At 61.5% G+C, this 26,460-nt stretch carries 23 protein-coding genes; 11 read left to right on the top strand and 12 right to left on the bottom strand.

Going from position 1 to position 26,460, the window contains the following annotated elements:
* Positions 1 to 157 precede the first annotated feature (157 nt).
* From KHO33_RS10330 to KHO33_RS10340, 3 genes are all read right to left on the bottom strand, one after another.
* A complete protein-coding gene (locus KHO33_RS10330) occupies positions 158 to 1,357 on the bottom strand; it encodes a branched-chain amino acid ABC transporter substrate-binding protein (protein ID WP_054042635.1) in 1,200 nt (399 codons plus the stop codon).
* A 542-nt stretch (positions 1,358 to 1,899) separates the two neighbouring features.
* Entirely contained in the window at positions 1,900 to 2,859 is a 960-nt protein-coding gene (gene ispH, locus KHO33_RS10335) for a 4-hydroxy-3-methylbut-2-enyl diphosphate reductase (protein WP_097390218.1), read from the bottom strand.
* Positions 2,860 to 2,861: 2 nt separating this feature from the next.
* Positions 2,862 to 3,317, bottom strand: a complete 456-nt coding sequence (locus KHO33_RS10340; protein ID WP_054042637.1) for an FKBP-type peptidyl-prolyl cis-trans isomerase — start codon at positions 3,315 to 3,317, stop codon at positions 2,862 to 2,864.
* Positions 3,318 to 3,526: 209 nt separating this feature from the next.
* Here KHO33_RS10340 and radC point away from each other — a divergent pair, with 209 nt between their 5' ends.
* From radC to nadB, 4 genes are all read left to right on the top strand, one after another.
* Positions 3,527 to 4,402, top strand: a complete 876-nt coding sequence (gene radC, locus KHO33_RS10345; RefSeq protein ID WP_407946169.1) for a RadC family protein — start codon at positions 3,527 to 3,529, stop codon at positions 4,400 to 4,402.
* Positions 4,403 to 4,644: 242 nt separating this feature from the next.
* Entirely contained in the window at positions 4,645 to 4,878 is a 234-nt protein-coding gene (gene rpmB / locus KHO33_RS10350; RefSeq protein WP_007180631.1) for a 50S ribosomal protein L28, read from the top strand.
* A gap of 10 nt (positions 4,879 to 4,888) precedes the next feature.
* Entirely contained in the window at positions 4,889 to 5,056 is a 168-nt protein-coding gene (gene rpmG, locus KHO33_RS10355) for a 50S ribosomal protein L33 (protein ID WP_006050116.1), read from the top strand.
* A gap of 237 nt (positions 5,057 to 5,293) precedes the next feature.
* On the top strand, positions 5,294 to 6,892 hold the full coding sequence (nadB, locus tag KHO33_RS10360; protein ID WP_200564722.1) for an L-aspartate oxidase: 1,599 nt from the start codon (positions 5,294 to 5,296) through the stop codon (positions 6,890 to 6,892).
* Between the two features lie 84 nt (positions 6,893 to 6,976).
* Here the strand turns inward: nadB and nadC are convergent, their stop codons facing one another.
* The 6 genes from nadC to purN all read right to left on the bottom strand — a co-directional run bounded on the left by nadC (position 6,977) and on the right by purN (position 13,913).
* Positions 6,977 to 7,888 (bottom strand): carboxylating nicotinate-nucleotide diphosphorylase, encoded by a 912-nt coding sequence (nadC, locus tag KHO33_RS10365; protein ID WP_200564723.1) that lies wholly within the window; start codon positions 7,886 to 7,888, stop codon positions 6,977 to 6,979.
* On the bottom strand, positions 7,888 to 9,027 hold the full coding sequence (gene nadA / locus KHO33_RS10370) for a quinolinate synthase NadA (RefSeq protein ID WP_200564724.1): 1,140 nt from the start codon (positions 9,025 to 9,027) through the stop codon (positions 7,888 to 7,890). Before nadA ends, nadC begins: the two co-directional genes overlap by 1 nt.
* A 142-nt stretch (positions 9,028 to 9,169) precedes the next feature.
* On the bottom strand, positions 9,170 to 10,366 hold the full coding sequence (locus KHO33_RS10375) for a DesA family fatty acid desaturase (protein WP_054042639.1): 1,197 nt from the start codon (positions 10,364 to 10,366) through the stop codon (positions 9,170 to 9,172).
* Positions 10,367 to 10,568: 202 nt separating this feature from the next.
* A complete protein-coding gene (locus tag KHO33_RS10380) occupies positions 10,569 to 11,924 on the bottom strand; it encodes a mechanosensitive ion channel family protein (RefSeq protein ID WP_200564725.1) in 1,356 nt (451 codons plus the stop codon).
* 79 nt (positions 11,925 to 12,003) lie between these two features.
* Positions 12,004 to 13,263, bottom strand: coding sequence for an RsmB/NOP family class I SAM-dependent RNA methyltransferase (locus tag KHO33_RS10385; RefSeq protein ID WP_093638896.1), 1,260 nt, complete (start codon positions 13,261 to 13,263; stop codon positions 12,004 to 12,006).
* On the bottom strand, positions 13,260 to 13,913 hold the full coding sequence (purN, locus tag KHO33_RS10390) for a phosphoribosylglycinamide formyltransferase (protein ID WP_054042645.1): 654 nt from the start codon (positions 13,911 to 13,913) through the stop codon (positions 13,260 to 13,262). Before purN ends, KHO33_RS10385 begins: the two co-directional genes overlap by 4 nt.
* A gap of 118 nt (positions 13,914 to 14,031) precedes the next feature.
* On the opposite strand from purN, the gene KHO33_RS10395 reads away from it, so the two are divergent.
* From KHO33_RS10395 to dut, 6 genes are all read left to right on the top strand, one after another.
* The gene (locus tag KHO33_RS10395; protein ID WP_054042648.1) at positions 14,032 to 15,027 is read left to right on the top strand and encodes a bifunctional riboflavin kinase/FAD synthetase; all 996 of its coding nucleotides are present in this window, start codon (positions 14,032 to 14,034) and stop codon (positions 15,025 to 15,027) included.
* 170 nt (positions 15,028 to 15,197) lie between these two features.
* Positions 15,198 to 18,035 carry an isoleucine--tRNA ligase gene (gene ileS, locus KHO33_RS10400; protein ID WP_200564726.1) on the top strand — a complete coding sequence of 946 codons (2,838 nt, stop codon included), beginning with the start codon at positions 15,198 to 15,200 and terminating at the stop codon, positions 18,033 to 18,035.
* Positions 18,035 to 18,541 (top strand): signal peptidase II, encoded by a 507-nt coding sequence (lspA, locus tag KHO33_RS10405; RefSeq protein WP_093638890.1) that lies wholly within the window; start codon positions 18,035 to 18,037, stop codon positions 18,539 to 18,541. The genes ileS and lspA overlap by 1 nt, the downstream gene beginning before the upstream one ends.
* Positions 18,542 to 18,578: 37 nt before the next feature.
* Positions 18,579 to 19,793: a bifunctional phosphopantothenoylcysteine decarboxylase/phosphopantothenate--cysteine ligase CoaBC gene (coaBC, locus tag KHO33_RS10410; protein WP_200564727.1), complete on the top strand. Its 1,215-nt coding sequence runs from the start codon at positions 18,579 to 18,581 to the stop codon at positions 19,791 to 19,793.
* 75 nt (positions 19,794 to 19,868) lie between these two features.
* Positions 19,869 to 20,888: an LLM class flavin-dependent oxidoreductase gene (locus tag KHO33_RS10415; RefSeq protein WP_200564728.1), complete on the top strand. Its 1,020-nt coding sequence runs from the start codon at positions 19,869 to 19,871 to the stop codon at positions 20,886 to 20,888.
* A 14-nt stretch (positions 20,889 to 20,902) separates the two neighbouring features.
* Positions 20,903 to 21,349, top strand: coding sequence for a dUTP diphosphatase (gene dut / locus KHO33_RS10420; protein WP_054042650.1), 447 nt, complete (start codon positions 20,903 to 20,905; stop codon positions 21,347 to 21,349).
* A 138-nt stretch (positions 21,350 to 21,487) separates the two neighbouring features.
* Here dut and clpA read toward each other — a convergent pair whose 3' ends face one another.
* Positions 21,488 to 23,785: an ATP-dependent Clp protease ATP-binding subunit ClpA gene (clpA, locus tag KHO33_RS10425; protein ID WP_074282414.1), complete on the bottom strand. Its 2,298-nt coding sequence runs from the start codon at positions 23,783 to 23,785 to the stop codon at positions 21,488 to 21,490.
* Positions 23,782 to 24,096, bottom strand: coding sequence for an ATP-dependent Clp protease adapter ClpS (clpS, locus tag KHO33_RS10430; RefSeq protein ID WP_006050100.1), 315 nt, complete (start codon positions 24,094 to 24,096; stop codon positions 23,782 to 23,784). Before clpS ends, clpA begins: the two co-directional genes overlap by 4 nt.
* Positions 24,097 to 24,649: 553 nt before the next feature.
* On the opposite strand from clpS, the gene KHO33_RS10435 reads away from it, so the two are divergent.
* Entirely contained in the window at positions 24,650 to 24,856 is a 207-nt protein-coding gene (locus KHO33_RS10435) for a cold-shock protein (protein WP_007180614.1), read from the top strand.
* A gap of 248 nt (positions 24,857 to 25,104) precedes the next feature.
* On the opposite strand, the gene icd is transcribed toward KHO33_RS10435, so the two are convergent.
* Positions 25,105 to 26,361, bottom strand: coding sequence for an NADP-dependent isocitrate dehydrogenase (icd, locus tag KHO33_RS10440; RefSeq protein ID WP_054042652.1), 1,257 nt, complete (start codon positions 26,359 to 26,361; stop codon positions 25,105 to 25,107).
* Positions 26,362 to 26,460 lie beyond the last annotated feature (99 nt).

The following is a 26,460-nucleotide window of genomic DNA, read 5'->3' on the forward strand; positions in this document are numbered from 1 at the left end:
CTCAACGGCACTGCGGGTACTGATGTAAAAGACCGGTAAGGGTTATCCGCTGCCCGTTTCGCCTTACGACTGGGATGCAGTCGGGGACGAATCGATGGCGGATGCAAAAACGGCACCGTTGGGTGGTTTCGGTGCCGTCAGGCTGTACGTCCCGTCATCACATCTTCACGACGTCGAGAACCGCTTTCTTGCCGTCCTTGAAGTCGTAAAGCGTAATGGCGCCCTCTTTCAAATCACCCTTGTCGTCGAACGCGATGTGGCCGATTACCCCGTTGTAATCGGTGGACGGCATCGCAGCCAGCACCTTGGGCGCCTCGATCGAATTAGCGCGCTTCATTGCATCGACAATCACGTACACAGCGTCATACGTGAACGGTGCGTAAATCTGCACCGGTGTGTGGAAGCGGTCCACGTACTTCTGTTCGAAGTCCGCTCCCTTGTCCATTTTCGAAAGCGCGAGTCCCGCCTCCGAACAGACCAGGTTTTGCACGGCGGTTCCCGCCAGCTCGCCCACCTTGTCGGTACACACACCGTCGCCGCCAAGGATTTTTGCCCTGATACCGAGCGCCGCCGCCTGTTTGGTGAACGGCCCGCCCGTTGCGTCCATGCCGCCGAACATGATCACGTCCGGCTGAACACTCTTGATCTTTCTAAGGACGGCCTGAAACTCCGTAGCCCTGTCATTCGTGGCTTCACGCGCGACGATCTTCGCCCCGCTCGCCTGTACCGTCTTCGCGAACTCGTCGGCCAGCCCCTTACCGTATACGGTCGAGTCGTCGACGATCGCGATGCGTTTCGCGCCGAGCACTTTCGTCGCGTAGTTGGCCAGCGCCGGGCCCTGCTGGGCATCGGTCGCGACCACCCGATAAGTCGTCTTGAAACCTTGCTGCGTGTACCCCGGATTTGTCGACGACGGCGAGATCTGCACGATCCCGGCATCGCTATAGATCTTCGACGCTGGAATCGAGACACCTGAATTCAGGTGTCCGACCACGGCGACAACGTGATCGTCGACAAATTTTTCAGCGACCTCCGTACCCGTTTTCGGGTCCGCTGCATCATCTTGTGCGTCGAGCTCCAACTGGATCTTGTGACCGTCGATGGTCAAGCCTTGCTTATTGATTTCCTCGACCGCCAGACGCGCGCCGTTTTCATTGTCCTTGCCAAGATGTGCAATGCCGCCCGTCAATGGGGCCGCATGACCGATCTTCACAACAGTTGCTTCACTCGCCGGTGCCGCTGCCGCTGTGGCAGCCGATGCACCTGCTCCCGCCTCGCCATCCTGCTTTTTGCCGCACGCGGTCAACATCGCAACCGCGGTCACGATGGACACGGCGTAAGCAAACTTGACTCGCATTAAGTAGGTCTCCTGCGCCTTGCAAAATCTATTGTTCGGGACCCGGAGGCCTTGAGAACGCGCGCATTGTAACTCCAATTATGCGACGGGCAATATTGTTGAAACGGTGGGGTTTTCCTGCATTGCAACCTTATTTTGAGAGAGGAATTCCGCAAAAGGCGCAACCCGGTTGCGACTATTTTCCGTGCATCAGTTGCACCATCGCTGCGCCCAATGGCATCAAGTGTTGCAGCGATCTGGCCCGATCCCTGATTGCACCGTGGTTCGCGTTAAGTATTACGTTTCGATTGATATCAGGATGCGCGCACTATTTTAGTGCGTCAAAAATCGAGGCAACACGTTTGAAACGATTTAAACGGGGCCACATCGTCGAAAAATTGCTTAAAAGCCAAATCACAATTCAAAGGAATTTGTGTGGGAGAACACTTAAAACGGCCCAACGCGATGATCTGGCACTTTATTTTTGACGGGCCCACGAATCTGCGGACGTAAAAAAAGCGCGCCCTAGGGCGCGCTTTCCTTTCAGAAACGTCGGCTGATTGTCAGGCAGGCAGACCGAGCCCGCGCGGCAGCGGAAACGCGATGTTTTCCTCAATGCCGTCGAGCGCGCGCACGTTGCGCACGCCAAGCTCACGCAACCGGCCAATCACCGCTTGCGCCAGCGCTTCCGGCGCCGAGGCGCCCGCCGTCACACCGATCCGGCGCTTGCCTTCGACCCATACCGGATCGATCTGGTCCGGCGAGTCCACCATATAGGAAGGCACGCCAAGCTTTTCGGCCAGCTCGCGCAACCGGTTCGAATTCGAACTATTCGGGCTGCCAACCACGATCACGACGTCGCATTGCGGCGCCATGAACTTGACCGCGTCCTGGCGGTTTTGCGTGGCATAACAGATGTCCTGCTTCTTCGGCTCGCGGATCGCCGGGTACTTCGCTTTCAGGGCGCCGATGATCTCGGCCGCGTCGTCAACCGACAGGGTGGTTTGCGTCACGAACGCGATCCGCTCGGGATCGGCCAGCTGCAAGGCCAGCACGTCTTTGATGTCTTCCACCAGATGCATGCCCTCGCCCGCCTGCCCCATCGTGCCCTCGACTTCAGGGTGGCCCTTGTGGCCGATCATCACGATGTCGAAGCCGTCCTGGCGCATTTTCGCGACTTCGATATGCACCTTGGTCACGAGCGGACAGGTGGCGTCGTACACCCGCAGGCCGCGCGACTCGGCTTCCGACCGCACCGCTTTCGACACGCCATGCGCGCTGAAAATGACCGTATTGCCGGCCGGCACTTCTTCCAGTTGCTCGATGAAGATCGCGCCCTTCTTGCGCAAATCCTCGACGACATAGGCGTTATGGACGATTTCGTGGCGCACGTAAATCGGCGAGCCGTGCAGCTTGATGGCCCGCTCTACGATTTCAATAGCCCGATCGACGCCGGCGCAGAACCCACGCGGCTGCGCCAGCAGGATCTCGGCTTCGGCAAGAGTCGTATCCGTGATGCTCATGTTTACAGAATCCCGATGATTTTCACTTCAAACGCCAGCGCCTGGCCGGCAAGCGGATGGTTGAAATCGAACAACGCCGACGTCTCGCCAACTTCCTTGAGGACGCCCGCGTAGCGGCCGCCACCCGGCGCGTTGAATTCGACCAGATCACCCGGCGAAAAATCCTCGCCGATCATGCTGTTTTCGCGCAGCGTGGCCAGCGAGACCCGCTGGATCAGCTCCGGATTGCGCGGACCGAACGCCTGACCCGGCGTTAGCTGAAAGGTCGAATGGTGGCCCACCTTCAAACCCAGCAAAATGTCTTCCAGCGGCGGCGCCAGTTGACCCGCGCCGAGCAGCAGCGTGGCCGGATTGTCGGTAAACGTATTGATGACTTCGGCGCCATCGGCAAGGGAAAGCCGGTAGTGAAGCGTAACGTGTGAACCGGGTTTCACTTCGGAAATGTCGATGATGCTCATGCAATGCTCGCTCAGTCGAAGCGCGCTGCACGCGTGCGCCGCGGGCGCAGTTGACGCCGCAGTTGACGCGCGTGGCAAACCCTCGGGGTGCCGTGCGCAAAGCGTCTATTGTAAGCCACATAGCGAGCGGCGGCTTGGCCGTCGCGCGCATCGCGGCACGGCCGCGCGCCGCGCGCCGCACAAACCCGAACTGGAGGACGCATATCTATATGGCTGACTATGCCTGCACATTAGACGAAGCGACACTTGAGGCAATGTTGCCGGAGTCTGCCGCGCCCGACGCCGCCGCACCCTCGGCACCCGCCCCGGCGTCGCCACGCGCTGGCGCCGCGACTGGTCATCCCGCATCTGAACCCGGCGTCAGCTCCGCCGACGCCACCACGAACGGTGCAACACCCCTGGCCCGACCGCTTGTACGCGGCAAATGGCACAAGAACGACATGCCACGCGAGCGGCTAATCGAGGAAGGGCCAAGCGTCCTGTCCGACACCGAAATGATCGTACTGGTGCTCGGCGCGGGCCTGCCGGGGCACGACGTGTTCGACGTTGCGCGCACCCTGCTCGACCGCTTCGGCTCGCTACGCGCGATGCTCGACGCAACTTACTCGGACTTCAGCGGCCTGCGCGGCATCGGACCGGCGAAAAAGGCTCAGCTGATCGCCATCATGGAAATGGCGCGGCGTTCGCTGGTCGATAAAATGCGTGACCGCTCGCTGATGAACTCGCCTGAAGCCGTGCAAGACTATCTGCGCCTACGCATCGGCGGCAGTCCCCAGGAAGTCTTCGTGTCGCTCTTTCTCGACGCCCGCCACCGGCTGATCCGCTGCGAGGAGAGCGCCCGGGGCACGCTCACGCGCATGGCCGTCTATCCGCGCGAAATCGTGCGGCGGGCGTTGAGCCTGAATGCGGCCAGCCTGATCGTCGCGCATAATCACCCCTCCGGCGCCGTCCAGCCGAGCGCGAGCGACTGCCGGCTGACACATACGCTGCGCGAAGCCCTTGCGCTGATCGACGTGCAATTGATCGATCATCTGGTGATCGGCGCGGATCGCACGTACTCCTTTGCCCGCGCCGGCTGGCCCTGACACGGCGCCAACCAGGGTCGCGGCAACGTCGTGCCGAGTTCAGCATCGCAAATAAGGTTTGATTTTGCGGCTTTTTTTCTGCTAGAATTCCGGTTTGCCTATTTCCAACCCCCCTGTTCCGAAGCCACCAAGGCGTTCCGGAAAGGAAACGTGCCTCGAGTTTCAATAAACTCTCAGCGCGGCTCTTTTCGGGAAACTTTCACGGCGTTCGAACTCAGAATTAGCGTATTAGGAGTGCTCTCATGGCACGCGTATGCCAAGTAACTGGGAAAGCGCCGATGAGCGGCAACAACGTTTCCCACGCGAACAACAAAACCAAGCGCCGGTTCCTGCCGAACCTGCAAAACCGCCGTATTTGGGTGGAAAGCGAAAACCGTTGGGTGCGTCTGCGCGTTTCGAACGCCGGCCTGCGCCTGATCGACAAAAACGGTATCGACGCTGTGCTCGCAGATCTGCGCGCACGCGGTGAAGCCTAAGGAGTAAATCATGGCAAAAGGCGCACGCGACAAGATCAAGTTGGAATCGACCGCAGGCACGGGTCACTTCTACACGACGACGAAGAACAAACGCAACATGCCGGAAAAGATGCTGATCAAGAAATTTGATCCGGTCGTCCGTAAGCACGTTGACTACAAGGAAACCAAGATTAAATAAATCTTGGCTCCTGCCTGACGAAGGCAAAAAGATTCGCAAAAAAGCCTCGCATTCGTGCGAGGCTTTTTTGTTTTCAACTTCCCAATATCACACTGACTAGCTGTCCTTTGCCCACTTAGGACAGTCTTATCCCGTTCGGCCAGCTTTCCCTCATTCGTCGCGACGCGTATCCTTTCTCGTTTTAGCGGCATGCGCACAGCATGCCGTCTGGCAAAACGAAAGACGGAGATGCAGGCGATGGAATTCGATGTAGCGATTGTCGGTAGCGGTCTGGCGGGGTTGAGCGTCGCGCTCAACCTTGCGGAGACCCGGCGGGTTGCGGTGGTCGCCAAGCGATCGATGACCGAAGGCGCGAGCGATTGGGCGCAAGGCGGAATCGCCGCCGTACTGGATTCGGCAGACAGCATCGAAAATCATGTGCGCGACACGCTGATCGCCGGTGGCGGCCTGTGCGATGAAGCAGCGACACGGTTTATCGTCGAGCATGGGCGCGCTGCGATCGAATGGCTAATCGAGCAAGGCGTGCCGTTCACCAAAGACGACGCCGCCGAACTCGGCTTTCATCTGACACGTGAAGGCGGCCACAGCCATCGCCGGATCATTCATGCTGCGGATGCAACCGGCCATGCCGTGGTCACCACGCTCAGCGAACGTGTACGCCGGCATCCGAACATCACCCTGCTCGAGGACCACTACGCGATCGACCTGATCACGTCCGACCGTCTCGGTTTGCCGGGGCGTCGCTGCCACGGTTTGTATGCACTCGATCTGCAAAGCGGCCGCACCGTGACAATCGAAGCGCCGCATACCGTGCTCGCCACCGGCGGCGCCGGCAAGGTCTATCTGTACACCACCAACCCCGACACCGCGACCGGCGACGGCATCGCGATGGCGTGGCGCGCAGGCTGCCGCGTGTCGAACATGGAATTCATCCAGTTCCATCCCACCTGCCTGTTCCATCCTTATGCGAAATCGTTCCTGATCTCGGAAGCGGTACGCGGCGAAGGCGGCATTCTGAAGCTGCCGGACGGCACGCGCTTCATGCCGAACCACGATGAGCGCGCCGAACTCGCGCCGCGCGACATCGTCGCGCGCGCAATCGACTTCGAGATCAAGAAGCGCGGCATCGACTGCGTCTATCTCGACATCAGCCATCAGCCGCCCGAATTCCTGCGCGAGCACTTCCCGACGATTCTGGCCCGCTGCCTGGAATTCGGCATCGACATCACCAAAGAGCCGATTCCGGTTGTGCCTGCCGCGCACTACACGTGCGGCGGCGTCGTGACGGACCTGGCCGGCAAGACCGATCTCGCCGGTCTCTATGCTGTCGGCGAAACGTCATGCACGGGCCTGCACGGTGCGAACCGGCTTGCCAGCAATTCCTTGCTCGAGTGTCTCGTGATCGGGCGCTCCGCCGCGCAAGCCATCGAGGAAGAAGGCTTCAGCGCCGCCGTCCATGCGCCGCTGCCTGACTGGGACGAAAGCCGTGTGTCCGATCCGGACGAAGAAGTGGTGGTCGCGCACAACTGGGATGAACTGCGCCGCCTGATGTGGAACTACGTCGGCATTGTGCGGACGGACAAGCGGCTGGCGCGAGCCAAACATCGGCTTGCCTTGCTCCGTGACGAGATTCACGAGTATTACGCGAACTTCAAGGTGAGCCGCGATTTGCTTGAACTGCGCAATCTGGTCGACGTGGCGTCGCTGATCGTCGAAGGCGCTCGTTCACGGCGCGAAAGCCGCGGCCTGCATTTCAGCCGTGATTGGCCGGCCACCTTGCCTAAAGCGCTGCCGACTGTGCTATCGCCGGAGCACGTGCGTAACCGCAACGTGTGATTGCTGAAGCTGAAGTGAAAAAGCCATCGCCGGTTTCCCTGCGATGGCTTTTTCATGGATGGCGAACGCTTAAGCGTGCACGGTTCAGACGATTCGCATCGAGTAATCCGTCGCACGCACATCTTTGGTCAACGCGCCGATCGACACGCGGTCGACGCCTGTTTCCGCAATGGTACGCACCGTCTCGAAGTTCACACCGCCAGACACTTCCAGCACCGCTCGCCCCGCCGTGATACGCACTGCTTCACGCATCGCGTCGAACGAAAAGTTGTCCAGCAGAATGGATTGCGCGCGATGCGCCAACGCGGTTTCCAATTGTGCGAGCGTTTCGACTTCGATCTGAATCGACACGCCTGCATTCAGCGCGAGCGCCGCATCCATTGCGGCCCCGACACCGCCCGCTGCAGCGATGTGGTTTTCCTTGATCAGAATGCCGTCGTACAAAGCGAGCCGCTGATTCGCACCGCCGCCCAAGCGCACGGCGTATTTCTGCGCGAGCCGCAAGCCCGGCAGCGTCTTACGCGTATCGAGGATGCGCGTTTGAGTATTGGCGATTGCGTCGACATAGCGGCGCGTTGCGCTCGCCACGCCCGACAGCAGTTGCAGGAAATTCAACGCATTGCGTTCTGCAGTCAACAGCGCACGAACAGGGCCGCGCAGCTCGCAGACCGGCGTATCCGCTGCCATCCGATCGCCCTCGCGATAACGCCACTGCACTTCGATGCGCGGATCGACCTGGCGCATCACCGCGTTGAACCAAAGCACGCCGCACAGCACGGCATCTTCACGCACGATGATGCGCGCATCGCGCACGTCGTCGGCAGGAACAAGACGGCCTGTCTGATCGCCTGCGCCAACGTCTTCGGCCAGCGCGTCGGCGACGTTGCGCGCCAGTGCCGCATCGAATGCCGCGCCGTACTGCGCATGAATCTCCGCGAACAGCGGCGACACCGCCTCGACCTGATTGCGCTCAACTGCCCCTTCAACCGCCCCCATTACGCCGCTCCCACGTTCGAATACAGTTGCGCGTCGCGTGCGAGATCGCCGCTCGCTTGCACGCGTTTCTTGTGACGCGCCGCGAAGTCGAGCATCCGGTCGATCGGCAGGCGCGCCCGCTCGCCGATCGCTCGATCGACGAAGATCTCGTTGTGGCCGCGGTCGAGCACGTCAGCCAGATTGGCGAGGCCGTTCATCGCCATCCACGGGCAATGTGCGCAACTCTTGCAGGTCGCGCTGTTGCCGGCCGTGGGCGCGGCGATCAACGTCTTGCCCGGCGCGGCGAGCTGCATCTTGTGGAGAATGCCGAGATCGGTCGCCACGATGAAATGCGTCGCGTCGAGTCTCTGCGCGGCGTCGATCAACTGCGTGGTCGAGCCGACCACATCCGCTTGCGCGACCACGTTCGCCGGCGACTCCGGATGCACCAGCACCTTCGCGCCCGGATACTCGGCGCGCAGCAGGTCGAGTTCGATGCCCTTGAATTCGTCGTGCACGAGACACGAGCCCTGCCACAGCAGCATGTCCGCGCCGGTCTTGCTCTGGATATAGCTGCCAAGGTGCCGATCCGGCGCCCAGATGATTTTTTCGCCGCGGGCGTGCAGATCGGCAACGATCTCCAGCCCAATCGACGACGTCACCATCCAGTCCGCACGGGCCTTGACGGCCGCGCTGGTGTTCGCGTACACGACCACCGTGCGATCCGGGTGAGCGTCACAGAACGCCGAGAATTCATCGACCGGACAGCCGAGGTCGAGCGAACAGGTCGCGTCGAGATCCGGCATCAGAATGCGCTTGTCCGGGCTCAGGATTTTTGCGGTCTCACCCATGAAACGCACACCCGCCACCACCAGCGTTTGCGCCTCGTGATCGCGGCCGAAGCGCGCCATCTCCAGCGAGTCGGCCACGCAACCACCGGTTTCGTCGGCGAGTTCCTGCAGTTCCGCGTCAACGTAGTAGTGCGCGACGAGCACAGCTTTCTCGCGCTTAAGCAATGCGCGGATGCGCTCTTTCAGCGCCACCTTCTGTTCCGCCGACGGCACGTCGGGCACCTTCGCCCACGCCTGTCCGATCCCGCAGGTCGTGCCCTGCGCCTGTGGCCGGTCGTATTCGACGGTCCTGATCGCCTGCTGATCCATGATCTCCTCTGCCTTCGCTCTGCCGCCGCGGACTGTCAATCGCGTGTCGTTGAAATTGCCGCGGCCCAAAAAGCAAAACCCCGCCAACGCGGGGTTTTGTGACGTAACGAAATTTTAATAGATTTCGCGCTAAGGCATGCGATCAAGCATAACGGCGCAGGCGCATTGCAAAGTCTTGCAGTGCTTTGATACCGCTCTGTTCCGCCCGATGACACCAGTCTTGCAACTGGACCAGAAGTTGATCGCGCGACGCATTCGAGCGCTCCCACATCGCCGCGAGTTCATTGCGCATGTCGATGTAGGTCTTGAGCTTCTGGCTGTTCGCGAAGATCTGCGGCAACTGGCGCTTCTGCGGCTCATCGAGACCCGCTTCTTCCTTGTGGAACCAGCTACGTGCACCGCGCATCACCTGATACTTCTCGCGCGCACCCACTTCCTTCAGATGCGCCAACTCCTGGCGATAAGCGCGCTTGAGCGCCTTGCCGTAACGCGCCATCACTTCATAGCGGTTTGCCAGCACGGCTTGCAACGTGTCCTGATCGAGTACCAGCTTGCCGGTGGTCAGACGCGGCGTAGGCGCGATCTTCTTCACCTTGGCCAGACGGAACGCCGACATGATGCGGATGTACATCCAGCCGATGTCGAACTCGTACCATTTGTTCGACAGCTTGGCCGACGTCGCATACGTGTGGTGATTGTTGTGCAGCTCTTCACCGCCAATGATGATGCCCCACGGGAAGATGTTGGTGCTGGCATCCGACGAGTTGAAGTTGCGGTAACCCCACCAGTGCGCGAGGCCGTTCACCACGCCAGCCGCCCAGAACGGGATCCACACCATCTGCACGGCCCAGATCGTCAGGCCGACGACGCCGAACAGCGCGACGTTCAGCACCATCATCAGGCTCACGCCGAGGATCGGGTACTTGGTGTAGACGTTGCGTTCCATCCAGTCATTCGGCGTGCCGTGACTGAACTTGCGCATCGTTTCTTCATTCTTGGCTTCGGAACGGTACAGTTCCGCGCCTTCGAGCAGCACCTTCCAGATGCCGCGCGTTTGCGGGCTGTGCGGATCTTCTTCGGTCTCGCACTTGGCGTGGTGCTTACGGTGAATCGCGGCCCATTGGCCGGTCAGCATGCCCGTGGTCATCCACAGCCAGAAGCGGAAAAAATGACTGACGATCGGATGCAGCTCCAGCGCGCGGTGCGCCTGGCAGCGATGCAGATAGACCGTTACGCCAATGATCGTGATGTGCGTCGCGACCAGCGTGTACAGCACAAGTTGCCACCACGAGAAGTGCAGCAAACCGTGAGCAAGGAAATCGAGCAAGGAATTCAACAAGGCAATTTACCTGTGGAACAAGAGACGCCAGACACACGCGAAATGCGCGTGTCAAGAAAGTGAAAGCATACAGCGGGATTGGACGATATTCTACTTGAAGCGTTCCAAGTGTTTGTAACAAATAGGGATTTTTTGTGCGCTGTCAACCAGATGGAACGCGCCGGAGGTCTTTTTTGGACCTCCGGCGCGTTCGAAGTGCCCGTCAGTGGGCGCTGTCAGCCTGATTGGCCGCGGAAGCAGTCATTGTTACCGCTTGCGGCATTGCGCCGCTGACGTTGCCGACGATTCGCACTTCGCGTTGCGCTAAGGGAATCGCGATGCTGTGTTCGGAGAACAGACGCCAGATGTTGCGATTCACGGCCGAGCGCACGCCTGACGTGCCTGTTGCCGCATCTTCGATCCAGAAACCCAGTTCGAGGTTGATGCCGTCGGGGCCGAAACCAACCAGATAGGGCGTAGGCGCTGGTTCCTGCAGCACCCGCGCGACGCCCTGTGCGGCCTCGGCGAGCAACGCCATCGCCTGCTCCACGTCCGTGGAGTAGGCGACCTGCACGGCCGCCTTGGCGTAGCCGCGCGTCAGATAGGACGACTGGTTCTGCACCACGTCCGTAATCAGTTTTTCGTTCGGAATCAGCGTTTCGATGCCGTCGAGCCCGCGCACCACCGTATACCGCGTGCGGATCTGCGTGACCATGCCCTGCAAGCCGCTGACATTGATCGTGTCGCCTATGCGCAGCGAGCGGTCGATCAGGATGATGAAGCCCGAGACGTAGTTGCTGGCGATCTTCTGCAAGCCGAACCCGAGCCCGACACCCAGCGCGCCGCCGAACACGCCCAGCACCGTGATGTCGATACCCACCAGTGACAAGCTGATCAGCACCGCCGCCAGCACGAACGCAGCACGCCCGACTCGCGCCACGACCACCTTGAGATTGGCGTCGAGCGTCTTCGAACGCATCAGGCGATCTTCGAACGTGGCGCCGAGCCACATCGCGACGATCATCGTCACGCATACCCACAGAAGCCCAGTGGTAAGCGAAAGCAGCGTCATGTGCGCATTCGCGACCCGGAAGCGCACGCTACCCATCCAGGTGATCACGTCGTCCTGGATGCCCATCACGGTGAGCACCATGCCGATCCAGACGACCAGCGAAACGATCTTCTCGACGAGGAACAGCCACGGATGGTTCGCGCCGTCCTGACTGAAGACCCGCCGCGCGAAGAAAAACACGATGTAAATCAGACCGATACCAAACAGCGGCACCAGCGCCAGATCGAGCAGCGCGGTGTGCATGAACTGGCTGGTGATCGCCTGTGCCACCCACACGAGCGTCGCGCCAATCAGCGGAAAGAACGCGCGGTTCAGGCTCTCCGCGCCGAAACGCAGGGTCTGGTAACGCGTCTGGCGCCGCAGATCGAGCGTACGGCGCAACAGGCGTGCGAGCAGCCAGGCAATGGCGAGCGTCACGAGCAGGACGCCGACCTGCCACAGCATCACCGGCTGGCCGAAGTCGCGCGCGAGGTCGCCGAACATATGGGGAAAAATGCGGTTTTGCATGATGTCGCCGAAATCGCCGGCGCAGCGGGGTTCGGATCAGACAAGGAACCCGGTTGCGCCGGCAGATAGCCGGTTGCGTTTAGCTCTGGCGTTCAAGCACGGCTGCGAAGAAGCCGTCGGTGGCATGGCGGTGCGGCCACAGCGACAGGTAATCGCCCATTTCCAGCTCGATGCGCTGCTCAGCGAGCACGTCGCGCGCCGGCACCAATGCGAAGTCCGGATGGTCGGCCAGGAACTGCTGCACAACGGCTTCGTTTTCCGCTTCCAGAATCGAGCAGGTTGCGTAAACAAGACGGCCGCCCTTCTTCACCAGACGCGAGGCGCTGGCCAGAATCGACGCCTGCTTCGGCGCCAGTTCAGCGACCGATTCCGGCGACTGGCGCCACTTCAGGTCCGGGTTACGACGCAGCGTACCCAGGCCGCTGCACGGCGCATCGACCAGCACGCGGTCGATCTTGCCGGCCAGACGCTTGATCTTTGCGTCGTGTTCACTGTCGATCAGCACCGGATTCACGTTCGACAGCCCGCTGCGCGCGAGGCGCGGCTTGAGCTTGGCCAAACGCCGCTCGGAGACGTCGAAGGCGTACAGACGCCCGGTGGAACGCATCGCCGCGCCCAGCGCCAGCGTCTTGCCACCGGCGCCAGCGCAGAAGTCCACGATCATTTCGCCGCGCTTGGGGGCGACCAGCGAACAGAGCAACTGGCTGCCTTCGTCCTGGACCTCAACCCAGCCGTGCTGGAACGCATCCAGCTTGGTAAGCGGCGGCTTGCCGACCACCCGCACGCCAAACGGCGCGAAAGGCGTCGCGCCACCTTCGATGCCGGCCTTCGACAGCGCGTTCAGCACGTCGTCGCGGCTTGCCTTGATCGGGTTCGCGCGCAGGTCCAGCGGCGCCGGATAGTTCAGCGCGGCGGCCAGTTGCGCCAGTTCCGCGGGTTCGAAGCGCTTGGAAAGCGCCTGATAGATCCAGTCGGGCAGATTCAGGCGAATCCGCAGCGGCAGGCTCTCCGGGTCAATCTTCGCGACGTGTTCGAGCCAGTGCGATTCGGTATCGGTCAGGAACGGCTTGAGGGCCGTGCGGCCGGCCGTCTGCATCAGTCCCAGCAAGGCCATGCGGCGCGCCGGGCTGCCCGCGCCGCCTTCGGCCAGATGGGCAAATTCCATCCGGCGGCGCAGTACGGCGAAGACCGCCTCGGCGATCACGCCGCGCTCGCCGTGGCCGAGCTTAGGATGCGCGCGGAAAAAGCGGCTCGTCGTCGCGTCGGCCGGGCCGTTCAGCTTCAGGACTTCAGCCAGCAAAGTCTCGGTTTGTCCAATCAAAAAACCATGTAATCTCATGCGCCCTCTCCGGCGGTGTGACCGGCAAAGAGCCATTGCGGCTCCGGCGGCGTAAGCGTGACACGCAAGCCATCGAGAGCAAGACGCCCTTCGACGAACCAGCGCACCGCGCGTGGATAGATAATGTGTTCGGTTGCCAGCACGCGTTCGGCGAGCGTGGCGGGGGTGTCGCCAGCCTCGACGGGGACGGCCGCCTGCGCGACGATCGGCCCGTGATCCAGCTGCGACGTGACAAAATGCACTGACGCGCCGTGCAGCCGCACGCCGGCGTCAAGTGCCTGTTGATGGGTTTTCAGGCCCGGAAAGCTCGGCAGCAGCGACGGATGCACGTTCAGCATGCGTCCGGCGTAATGGTCGACGAAACCGGCCGTGAGCACCCGCATGAAGCCGGCGAGCACGACGAGATCAGGCGCGAAACTGTCGATTTCTTGCGCCAGCGCGGTGTCGAAGCTGTCGCGATCGGGAAACTGGCGGTGGTCGACCACCGCCGTGGCAATGCCGTGCGACGCTGCGAACGCAAGGCCCGCGGCGTCAGGACGGTTGGCAATCACAGCGGCGACTTGCGCCGCCCAGCCTTCGTCCGCGCAGGCGCGAATGATAGCTTCCATGTTGCTTCCCCGTCCGGAAATCAGGATGACGAGTTTTTTCATCCGCGGATTTTATCATTCGGGGGACACTGAAACGGCGACGCGCCGCCGTCTCGTGCGCTGAGCGTTTATAATCGTTTGTTTTGCGGCATCTCGGCCGCCCTACCTCAAACCCGCTATCGTGAGAGTCTTCCGCGGTCTTCCCAATGCCGAAAGCCGTGCGCCCTGCGCACTGACCATCGGCAACTTCGACGGTGTCCACCGCGGCCATCAGGCTTTGCTCGCCCACGTCCGGGCCGCCGCCGATGCTCGCGGCCTGCCCGTCTGCGTGATGACCTTCGAGCCGCACCCGCGCGAATTCTTCAACCCCGCTGGCGCGCCGCCGCGAATCGCCATGCTGCGCGACAAGCTCGAGGCGTTGCGCACCAACGGTGTCGACCGGGTCGTGGTCGAGCATTTCAATCACACCTTCGCGAGCCAGTCGCCGGATGCGTTTGTCGAACGGATCATCGTCAATGGGCTGCATGCTCGCTGGGTGATGATCGGCGACGACTTCCGCTACGGCGCCAAGCGCGCGGGCGATTTCGCCTCGCTCAAGGCCGCGGGTCAACTGCACGGTTTCGAAGTCGAGCAGATGGCAACCGTGGCCGATCCGTCCGGCGCGCGCATTTCCAGCTCGGGCGTGCGCGCGGCGCTGGTGGCGGGCGATCTCGACTCGGCGCGTGCCGCGCTGGGCCGCGATTACCTGATCAGCGGCCACGTCGTACATGGCATGAAGCTCGGTCGCGACCTCGGCTTCCCCACGCTCAATCTGGCGATCGCGCACAAACGCCCGGCACTGGCCGGCATTTTCGTGGTGCGCGTGCATGGCGTGGCGGACGAACCGCTGCCGGGCGTTGCCAGCCTCGGCCTGCGCCCCACTGTCGACGATTCCGGCCGCGTGCTGCTCGAAGTCCACCTGCTCGACTGGCACGGCGACGCGTATGGCAAACTCGTGCGCGTCGAATTCCTCAAGAAGCTGCGCGACGAGGAGAAATACGTCGACCTCGAAACGCTGACCGCCGCCATCGCGCGCGACGTCGCCAATGCGCGCGCGTGGTTCGCGGCCGTCGGCGCCGGCACGCCGGGCAGCCGTTCCACCGGTTTCGCCACTTCGGCCACCGACCGAATTAGATAGCCGCCGCGGTACATGCGAGCGCGTTGAAGCGCTGCATGTACCCACTGCTGCGCGCATCGAAGGGCGTCCGTGGATTACGCGACATGCCTGCCGGGCGCGCCCAACGCCCTGCGCATCTTGCGCATACCGCAGCCTCGCTGCGCTTAGAAAGAATTCACCGCGACCTCATCATGAGCAACAAGAAAGCCGATTCGAAACCGCAGTCACGCTACCCGGTCAACCTGCTCGACACGCCGTTCCCGATGCGTGGCGACCTGCCCAAACGCGAGCCTCAATGGGTCAAGGAATGGCAGGAACGCAAGGTCTACGAGACGATCCGCGCCGCCTCCAAGGGCCGTAAAAAGTTCATCCTGCACGACGGCCCGCCGTATGCGAACGGCGACATCCACTTAGGCCACGCGGTCAACAAGATCCTTAAGGACATGATCGTCAAGGCGCGCAATCTGGCGGGCTTCGACGCGGTCTACGTGCCGGGCTGGGATTGCCACGGCATGCCGATCGAAATCCAGATCGAAAAGCAGTTCGGTAAGTCGCTGCCGGCCGCCGAAGTGATGCAGAAGGCGCGCGCCTATGCGACCGAACAGATCGAGAAGCAGAAGGTCGGCTTCCGCCGTCTGGGCGTGCTCGGCGACTGGGACAATCCGTACAAGACCATGAACTTCACGAACGAAGCCGGCGAAATCCGCGCGCTCGCGAAGATCATGGAAAAGGGCTACGTGTATCGCGGCCTGAAGCCCGTCAACTGGTGTTTCGACTGCGGCTCGGCGTTGGCCGAAGCGGAAGTCGAATACGCGGACAAGACCGATCCGACCATCGACGTGCTGTTCAGCTTCGCGGAACCGGAAAAGACCGCGCAGGCCTTCGGCCTGAACACGCTGCCGCGCAATGAAGGCGGCATCGTGATCTGGACCACCACGCCGTGGACCATCCCCGCCAACCAGGCGCTGAACCTGCATCCGGAAATCGTCTACGCGCTGGTCGATACGCCGCGCGGCTTGCTGATCCTCGCCGAGGAGCGTGTCGAAGCGTGCCTGAAACAGTACGAACTGGAAGGCACCGTCATCGCGACCGCGCCGGGTGCGAAGCTCGTCAATCTGCGCTTCAATCATCCGCTCGCCTCCGCGCATCCGGCGTACAAGCGCACGGCGCCGGTTTATCTCGGCGACTACGTGACGACTGAATCCGGTACGGGTGTGGTGCATTCGTCGCCGGCATACGGCGTGGAAGACTTCGTGTCGTGCAAGGCGCACGGCATGGCCGATTCGGACATCATCAATCCGGTGATGGGCGACGGCCGTTATATCGAATCGCTCGCGCTGTTCGGCGGCCTGTCGATCTGGGCGGCCAATCCGCAGATCGTCGAAGCGCTGCAAGCCGCCGGCTCGCTGCTGCGCACCGAAAACTATCGCCACAGCTACATGCATTGCTGGCGCCACAAGACGCCGATCATCTATCGTGCGACCTCGCAGTGGTTCGCCGGCATGGATGTGAAGCCGAACGACTCCGACAAGACGCTGCGCGAAACCGCGCTCGAAGGCATCGAGAACACCGCCTTCTATCCGTCGTGGGGCCAGCAGCGCCTGTTCAGCATGATCGCCAACCGCCCGGACTGGACGCTGTCGCGTCAGCGTCAATGGGGCGTGCCGATGGCGTTCTTTGTGCACAAGGAAACCGGCGAACTGCATCCGCGCACGCTGGAATTGCTTGAAGAAGTCGCGCAACGCGTCGAGAAGGCAGGCATCGAAGCGTGGCAAACGCTCGACCCGCGCGAACTGCTAGGCGACGACGCCAACATGTACGAAAAGAACCGCGACACGCTCGACGTCTGGTTCGATTCGGGCACCACGCACTGGCACGTCCTGCGCGGCTCGCACAAAGACGAACTGCAATTCCCGGCTGACCTGTATCTGGAAGGCTCGGACCAGCACCGCGGCTGGTTCCATTCGTCGCTCCTGACCGCTTCGATGCTCGACGGCCGCCCGCCCTACAACGCGCTGCTGACGCACGGCTTCACCGTCGACGGCGAAGGCCGCAAGATGAGCAAGTCGCTCGGCAACGGTATCGACCCGCACGAAGTGGCGAACCGCCTTGGCGCGGAAATCATCCGTCTGTGGATCGCCTCGACCGATTACTCGGGCGAGCTGGCGATCTCCGAAGAGATCCTGAAGCGCGTGACGGAAGGCTATCGCCGTATCCGCAACACGCTGCGCTTCCTGCTCGCGAACCTGTCGGATTTCGACTTCGCGCAACACGCGCGTCCGGTCGAAGACTGGCTCGAGATCGATCGTTACGCGGTGGCGCTGTCGGCAAATCTGCAAAACGACATCCTCTCGCACTACGACAAATACGAGTTCCACCCGGTGGTCGCCAAGCTGCAGACGTTCTGCTCGGAAGACCTGGGCGGCTTCTATCTGGATGTGCTGAAAGACCGTCTGTACACCACGGCGGCTGACTCCGTCGCGCGCCGCTCGGCTCAGACCGCGCTGTATCACATCGCACACGGCCTGCTGCGCCTGATGGCGCCGTTCATGTCGTTCACCGCGGAAGAAGCGTGGAAGGTGTTCCAGCCGAACAGCGAAACGATCTTCACCGAGACGTATCACGCGTTCCCGGCAGTGCCGCAAGCTGGCGAGCTGCTCGACAAATGGACGCTGCTGCGCGCCGCGCGTAGCGACGTGACCAAGGCGCTCGAAGAAGCACGCGTCGCGAACCTGATCGGTTCGTCGCTGCAGGCGGAAGTCGAAATCCGCGCGAGCGGCGCGCGTTACGACGCGCTCACGAGCCTCGGCGACGACCTGAAGTTCGTGCTGATCACGTCGGCGGCGACCGTCGTGAAGGTCGATAGCGAAGCGGAAGAAAGCGTTGAGGTGATCGCCTCGAAGTATCTGAAGTGCGAACGCTGCTGGCACTACCGCGCGGACGTCGGCGCCAACGCCGAGCACCCCACCCTGTGCGGCCGCTGCTTCAGCAATCTGTTCGGCAACGGTGAAGTGAGGAGCGCGGCATAATGGCGAAAACCATGTCGAAATCGTCAGCTGCCGGTGGTTCGCTGGCGCCGTGGCTCGGCGTCGCGCTGATCGTGATCCTGTTCGATCAGCTCACCAAGATCGCGGTCCAGAAGGTGTTCGCCTACGGTGTTCCGCATGAGGTCGCGCCGTTTTTCAACCTGATCCTCGTGTACAACCGCGGCGCCGCCTTCAGCTTCCTCGCGATGGCGGGTGGCTGGCAGCGCTGGGCGTTCACCGCGCTCGGCGTGGTCGCGGCGCTGGTGATCTGCTATCTGCTCAAGCGCCACGGCGGGCAGAAGATGTTCTGCACGGCGCTCGCGCTGATTCTGGGCGGCGCGCTTGGCAACGTGATCGACCGGCTGGCGTACGGCCATGTGATCGACTTTCTCGATTTTCACGTACGCACGTGGCACTGGCCGGCGTTCAATCTCGCCGACAGCGCGATCACGATCGGCGCGATCCTGCTCGTGCTCGACGAGTTGCGGCGCGTGCGCGGCTCGCGGTAACGCGTATAGGTAGACCACGCTTTGTCGGAGGCTTTCGTTGGCAACCGCAGAACTCGCAGGAAAACACCTCGTCCTCGGCATGACGGGCGGCATTGCCTGCTACAAGATCGCCGAACTCACGCGTCTGTTGACCAAGGCCGGCGCGACCGTGCAGGTCGTCATGACCGAAGCGGCCACGCAGTTCATCACCCCCGTTACGATGCAGGCGCTGTCCGGCCGGCCGGTCTACACGAGCCAGTGGGACGCTCGTGTGCCGAACAACATGGCGCATATCGATCTCTCGCGTGAAGCCGACGCGATCGTCATTGCGCCCGCCTCCACCGACTTCCTCGCCAAACTCGCACACGGCATGGCCGACGACCTGCTGTCGACGCTGTGTGTCGCGCGCGATTGCCCGCTGCTCGTTGTGCCGGCGATGAACCGACAGATGTGGCAAAACCCGGCCACCCAACGCAACGTCACGCAGCTGCGCGCGGACGGCATCGAAGTTCTCGGCCCCGATTCGGGTCCGCAAGCCTGCGGCGAAGTCGGTGACGGTCGCATGCTCGAAGCGGCCGCCACTTTCGAAGCGATCGCGTCGTTCTTCTCACCGAAGATCCTGTCCGGCCGTCGCGTGTTGCTGACTGCCGGCCCGACCTTCGAACCGCTCGATCCGGTGCGCGGCATCACCAATCGTTCGAGCGGCAAGATGGGTTTTGCGCTGGCGCGCGCCGCGCAACAAGCAGGCGCCGAAGTGCATCTGATCGCCGGCCCTGTCGCGCTGGAAACGCCGTGGGGCGTGTTCCGCCAGGACGTGCAAACCGCGCAGCAAATGCACGACGCGGTGATGCGCTCTGTCGCGGACGCCGACATCTTCATCGGCGTGGCAGCGGTAGCCGACTGGCGCGTCGATCACGCCAGCGAACACAAGATCAAGAAGACCGCCGAGCGCGCATTGCCCACCTTCACGTTCGTCGAGAATCCGGACATCCTGGCAGCGGTCGCCAAGCTGCCGCATCCTCCGTTCGCAGTCGGCTTTGCAGCGGAAAGCGGCGACCTCGAAGTGCACGGTGAAGAAAAGCGCGCGCGCAAGAACGTGCCGCTTCTGATCGGCAATCTCGGCCCGCTCACTTTCGGTCTCGACGACAACGAGGTCATTCTGTTCGAAGCAGGCGGTGCAACCAAACTGCCGCGCGCCGACAAGCAGACGCTCGCGCGCGCCTTGATCGTGGAAATTGCCAGGCGTCTGCCCGACACAAGTCTGATCCGCTAAAGCTGCGCGTGGTGGCGCAAACTGCTTTCGCCGCGAGCGCCTTTAGCGCACCGAATTATCTGGAGCAGTACTGACATGACGCTACTTTCCGTGCTCGATCAAACGCCCGTGATCGGCGGGCACTCGGTGGCGGACGCAATTGCCGCCACAGTCGAACTCGCGCAGCTGGCTGACGATCTCGGCTACACGCGCTACTGGTGCGCCGAGCATCACGGCTTGCGCGGCGTGTCGAACCCGTGCCCCGAGGTCATGCTGGCGCGCCTCGGCAGCGTCACCCAACGCATTCGGCTGGGCTCCGGCGGCGTGATGCTGCCGTACTACAGCCCATTCAAGGTCGCCGAGCAGTTCATGATGCTCGAGGCGCTATTCCCGAATCGAATCGACCTCGGCGTCGGCCGCGCTCCAGGCGGCGACATGCAAACAGCGCAGGCGGTCGCGGCCGGTGCCTACAACCGCGGCGACATTTTCCCGCAGCAGGTTGCCGACCTCGTCGGCCTGATGCACGGCACATTGCCCGAGGGTCACATCGCGCACGGCGTGCTGCTGCAGCCGCAGATCGCTACACGCCCGCAACTGTGGATGCTCGGTTCGAGCGAATTCGGCGGCCTGCTGGCGGCGCAACTCGGTATCCGCTTCGCGTTCGCGCATTTCATCAACGCGCATTTCGGGCACCAGGTGGCGCTTGCCTATCGCGAGCGCTTCAAAGCCAGTCTGGAAACACAACAGCCGTATCTCGCCGCCGCCGTCTTCGTGATTTGCGCGGACACGGAACAGGAAGCCGCCGATCTGGAAAAGGCTGTCGATCTGCGTCGCGTGCAAATGGCCTATGGCCTGAACGAGCCAATCCCGACAATCGAACAAGGCATCGCGCAGGAGTACGGCGAACGCGAGCGGCTGGTGATCGACCGCGAGAAGCCACGCAGCATCATCGGCACACCGGAAACCGTCACTGAACGGCTGCATGCCTTGCAGGAGCAGTTCCAGGCTGACGAATTGATCGTGCTCACCGTGGCGGGCAGCTATCGCGCCCGACTGCGCTCCTATGAACTTCTCGCCGACGCGTTCCAACTCGGACGCCCGGTCTCCACCCCTTAAACCTTCGAACCTGCATGAAACTCGACCTGAAGATTCTCGATGCGCGCATGCGCGAACAACTCCCGGCCTACGCAACCACTGGCAGCGCGGGGCTCGACCTGCGCGCCTGTCTCGACGAACCGTTGACCCTCAAACCCGGCGAAACCGCACTGGTGCCGACGGGTCTGGCGATTCACGTCGGCGATCCGGGTTATGCGGCGTTGATTCTGCCGCGTTCGGGTCTGGGTCATAAGCATGGCATCGTGCTGGGCAACCTGGTCGGGCTGATCGATTCGGATTATCAAGGGCAACTGATGATTTCGACGTGGAATCGCGGCACAACCACGTTCGTATTGAATCCGATGGAGCGCCTCGCGCAACTGGTGATCGTGCCGGTCGTGCAAGCCGAGTTCAATATCGTCGACGATTTCGAAACCAGCGAGCGTGGTGCGGGTGGGTTCGGCAGCACCGGCAAGCACTGAGCTTATCGATAAGCGTTGAAGCGACGCTTGCTTCCAACAAGCAACAAGCGCCTCGCACAACGCAAAAAGCAGAACGGCGCGGGGTTCAACCCGCGCCGTTCTGCTTTCAGATCAGACTGAAACGCTTACTCGACCGACTTATTCAACCTCAACCGCTTCCGGATTCGGATTACGCGGCGCCGGATGCTCGTCGAAGGTCAACTGCACCTTGTCTTCGGCATCCACGTCGACCGTCACGCGGCCGCCGTTCATCAGCTTGCCGAACAGCAACTCGTCGGCCAGTGCACGACGGATCGTGTCCTGAATCAGACGTTGCATCGGCCGCGCGCCCATCAACGGATCGAAACCGTGTTTCGCGAGGTGAGCACGCAGCGCGTCGGTGAAGAGCGCGTCGACCTTCTTCTCGTGCAACTGATCTTCCAGTTGCATCAGGAACTTGTCGACCACGCGCATGATGATTTCTTCATCGAGCGAGCGGAAGCTGATCGTTGCGTCCAGACGGTTACGGAACTCCGGCGTGAACATGCGCTTGATGTCGACCATTTCGTCGCCGGTTTCCCGACGATTCGTGAAGCCGATCACCGCCTTGCCCATTGCCTCGGCGCCCGCGTTCGTCGTCATGATGATGATGACGTTGCGGAAATCCGCCTTGCGGCCGTTGTTGTCCGTCAGCGTGCCGTGGTCCATCACCTGCAGCAGCACGTTGTAGATGTCCGGATGCGCCTTCTCGATTTCGTCGAGCAGCAGCACGCAATGCGGCTTCTTCGTGACAGCTTCGGTCAACAGACCGCCCTGGTCGAAACCGACATAGCCCGGCGGCGCGCCGATCAAACGGCTCACCGCATGACGCTCCATATATTCCGACATGTCGAAGCGGATCAATTCGATCCCCAGCGTGAACGCCAGTTGCTTCGCCACTTCCGTCTTGCCGACGCCTGTCGGGCCCGAGAACAGGAAGGCGCCGATCGGCTTGTCGAGCTTGCCCAAGCCCGCACGCGCCATCTTGATCGCGGCCGACAGCGCGTCGATGGCCGGGTCTTGCCCGAACACCACGCTCTTCAGATCGCGATCCAGCGTTTGCAGCTTGCTGCGATCGTCTTGCGACACGCTTTGCGGCGGGACGCGAGCAATCTTCGAGATGATTTCTTCGATCTCGTTCTTGCCAATGGTTTTCTTCTGCTTCGACTTCGGCAGGATGCGTTGCGCCGCGCCCGCTTCGTCGATCACGTCGATCGCCTTGTCCGGCAGATGACGATCCGTGATGAAGCGTGCCGACAACTCAGCCGCCGCTGACAGCGCGCCCGACGAATACTTCACGCCGTGATGCTCTTCGAAGCGCGACTTCAGGCCGCGCAGGATCGCCACCGTCTGCTCGACGGTCGGCTCGGTCACGTCGACCTTCTGGAAACGGCGCGACAAAGCCGCGTCTTTTTCGAAGATGCCGCGATATTCCGTGAACGTGGTCGCGCCGATGCACTTCAGCGTGCCCGACGACAACGCCGGTTTCAGCAGATTCGATGCGTCCAGCGTGCCGCCCGACGCAGCGCCTGCGCCGATCAGCGTATGAATTTCGTCGATGAACAGGATTGCGTGCGGACGTTCCTTCAATTCCTTGAGGACCGTCTTCAGGCGTTGTTCGAAGTCGCCGCGATATTTGGTGCCGGCGAGCAGCGCGCCCATGTCGAGCGAATACACCTGCGCATCGGCCAGAATATCCGGCACTTCGCCGCGCGTAATGCGCCAGGCGAGCCCTTCGGCGATCGCGGTCTTGCCGACACCGGCCTCACCGACCAGCAGCGGATTGTTCTTGCGGCGGCGGCATAGCACCTGGACCACGCGCTCGACTTCCGACTCGCGCCCGATCAGCGGGTCGATGCGGCCGTCTTTCGCCATCTGGTTCAGATTCTGCGTGAACTGGGCGAGCGGCGTTTCCTTCTGCGCGGCGGCTTCGTCGGACTCGGCATTCGCGTCGCTCGCTTTCGCGGCGTCCGTGCTGCTGGTCTTGGCAATGCCATGCGAGATGAAATTCACCACATCCAGACGCGTCACGCCCTGCTGTTGCAGGTAGTACACCGCATGCGAATCCTTCTCGCCGAAGATCGCCACCAGCACATTCGCGCCGGTCACTTCCTTCTTGCCATTCGAGGTGGATTGCACATGCATGATCGCGCGCTGGATCACACGCTGGAAACCCAGCGTGGGCTGCGTGTCGACGTCGTCCGTGCCAGGCACGGTCGGCGTGTTGTCATGAATGAAGTTGCGCAGGTTCTGGCGCAGATCCTCGATATTGGCCGCGCATGCACGCAACACCTCCGCCGCTGTTGGATTGTCCAACAGTGCCAGCAAAAGATGTTCGACCGTTATGAACTCGTGCCGCGCCTGGCGTGCTTCCATGAACGCCATGTGCAGGCTGACTTCCAGTTCCTGGGCAATCATGCTTCCTCCATCACACACTGCAGCGGATGCCCGGCCTGCCGTGCGTGGGTAACGACTTGCTCGACTTTGGTCGACGCGATGTCCCGCGTATAGACCCCACAAACTCCCCTGCCCTCGCGATGCACCTTCAACATCACCTGCGTTGCGGTTTCACGATCTTTATTGAAATATTCCTGCACGATCATCACGACAAATTCCATTGGCGTGAAGTCGTCATTCAGCAGCACTACCTTGTACATGGAAGGCGGCTTCAGCTTCTTTTCCTGCCGCTCCAGTACGGTGCCGTCCTGCTTGTCCGGGATAATCGCCATACACCCATTCTAAACAACTAGGACAGGCCCGCAATCCTGTCAAAACCCGGCCGACCGGCCGGTGAGCCCGTTCGCTCCCGCCTGATGGGTAAATACCCCAAAGCGGTGCGTCATTTGACGAGCCGATTGCGGAGCCGGCCCCTATCCTGTGATGCGTCGCGGCCGTGCTGCGCCGCAGTCGGATCGAGTATCGCACAACCTGCCCATACTGGCTGACGGCACGCCCCCGGCCAGCGGACGGTGTGCGACCCGCAGAACAGCATGTGAGTCGATTATGCGACTTTTCAAGACAGCACGCTTGGGCAACCGCACATAAGAAAACAAAAGCGGGAAAAACCCTGGAAAACGCCTGTTTGCAACGCGACAACGACGTCTCAAAATTTTCTTGACACTCGAATAAAGAGCCTCAACAATCAAGCTGGCACTTTTTTCACTGCGCCATAAATCGAAAAAATGCCGATGGTGAGCTTGTGAGGAGGGAGCGGCTGCATCGCGCGGTCGTCGAGCTTTTCGAGGGCTCGTGGTAGTGACATGAGTTACAGGGGAAGTTGGAATGGCAACTGGTACGGTCAAATGGTTCAATGACGCAAAAGGTTTCGGATTCATCACGCCTGACGAAGGTGGTGAGGATCTGTTTGCACACTTCTCGGCCATCCAGATGAATGGGTTCAAGACCCTCAAGGAAGGTCAAAAAGTAACCTTCGAGGTCGTGCAAGGCCCGAAAGGCAAACAGGCATCGAACATCCAGGCACCTGCCTGATACCGTTCGTTACCCGTCCTTTTGAAACCCGGCTTCATGCCGGGTTTCTTTTTTGGGGCGGCACATTCTGATTTACGGCAAATCGTGACCATTGCTTGAGGCGGGGATAACGCGAATACCCAAATATCGGACACCCGCCTCTCTTTCCGAATGCTTTCGATACTCATCCGCCGCCGGCCGTAAAAAAACCCCGACCGCCTCACGGCGCCGGGGTTTTGACTCAGGCTGGAAAAACCAGCGCGAATCGCTTACATGTTTTCGATCAACACCTGCCCAAAGCCCGAGCAGGACACCTGCGTCGCGCCTTCCATCAAGCGCGCGAAGTCATAAGTGACCCGTTTTTGCAGAATCGACTTTTCCATCGACTTGATGATCAGGTCGGCCGCTTCAGTCCAGCCCATGTGACGCAGCATCATTTCAGCCGAAAGAATTTCCGAACCCGGATTTACGTAGTCTTTGCCGGCGTACTTCGGCGCCGTGCCGTGGGTGGCTTCGAACATCGCGACCGAATCCGACATGTTCGCCCCCGGCGCAATCCCGATACCACCGACTTGCGCGGCCAGCGCGTCCGAAATGTAGTCGCCGTTCAGGTTCAGCGTGGCGATCACGTCGTATTCCGCAGGACGCAGCAGGATCTGCTGCAGGAACGCATCCGCAATCACGTCTTTCACCACGATGTCGCCACCCGTTTTCGGGTTCTTGATCTTCATCCACGGACCGCCGTCGATCAGCTCCGCGGCGAATTCCTTCTGCGCCAGCGCATAACCGTAGTCGCGGAACGCGCCTTCGGTGAACTTCATGATGTTGCCCTTGTGCACCAGCGTGACCGAGCGGCGATTGTTGTCGATCGCATACTGGATCGCCTTGCGCACGAGGCGCTCCGTGCCTTCGCGCGACACCGGCTTGACACCGATCCCCGAGGTTTCCGGGAAGCGGATCTTCTTCACACCCATTTCTTCGCGCAGGAACTTGATGACCTTCTTCGCATCTTCCGACCCGGCAGGCCATTCGATGCCGGCATAGATGTCTTCCGAATTCTCGCGGAAGATCACCATGTCGATCTTCTCAGGTTCACGCACCGGCGAAGGCACGCCCTTGAAGTACTGCACCGGGCGCAAGCAGACATACAGATCGAGCTCCTGACGCAGCGCGACGTTCAGCGAACGGATACCGCCGCCGACCGGCGTGGTGAGCGGCCCCTTGATCGAGACGACGTACTCCTTCAGCACCTGTAGCGTCTCTTCCGGCAGCCACACGTCCGGGCCGTACACCTTGGTCGACTTCTCACCGGCGTAGATTTCCATCCAGTGGATTTTCTTCTTGCCCGCGTAGGCTTTTTCTACCGCGGCATCCACCACCTTCAACATCACCGGCGTGATGTCGAGGCCCGTTCCATCGCCTTCGATATACGGAATGATCGGCTGGTCGGAAACATTGAGCGAGAAATCTGCGTTGACAGTGATCTTGTCACCGCCGGTCGGAACCTTGATGTGCTGGTACGGCATGATCGGACTCCAGTGAAGGCTGTGCTGAAAGCTGATGGGAGACTGCGGAAACTGGGTGCTCCTCGCTACGCAATGCCGGACGCCTGCGAGCGGCCTGGA

Origin of the sequence: Paraburkholderia nemoris (assembly GCF_905221015.1) — a bacterium.
GTDB classification, from domain to species: Bacteria; Pseudomonadota; Gammaproteobacteria; order Burkholderiales; family Burkholderiaceae; genus Paraburkholderia; species Paraburkholderia nemoris.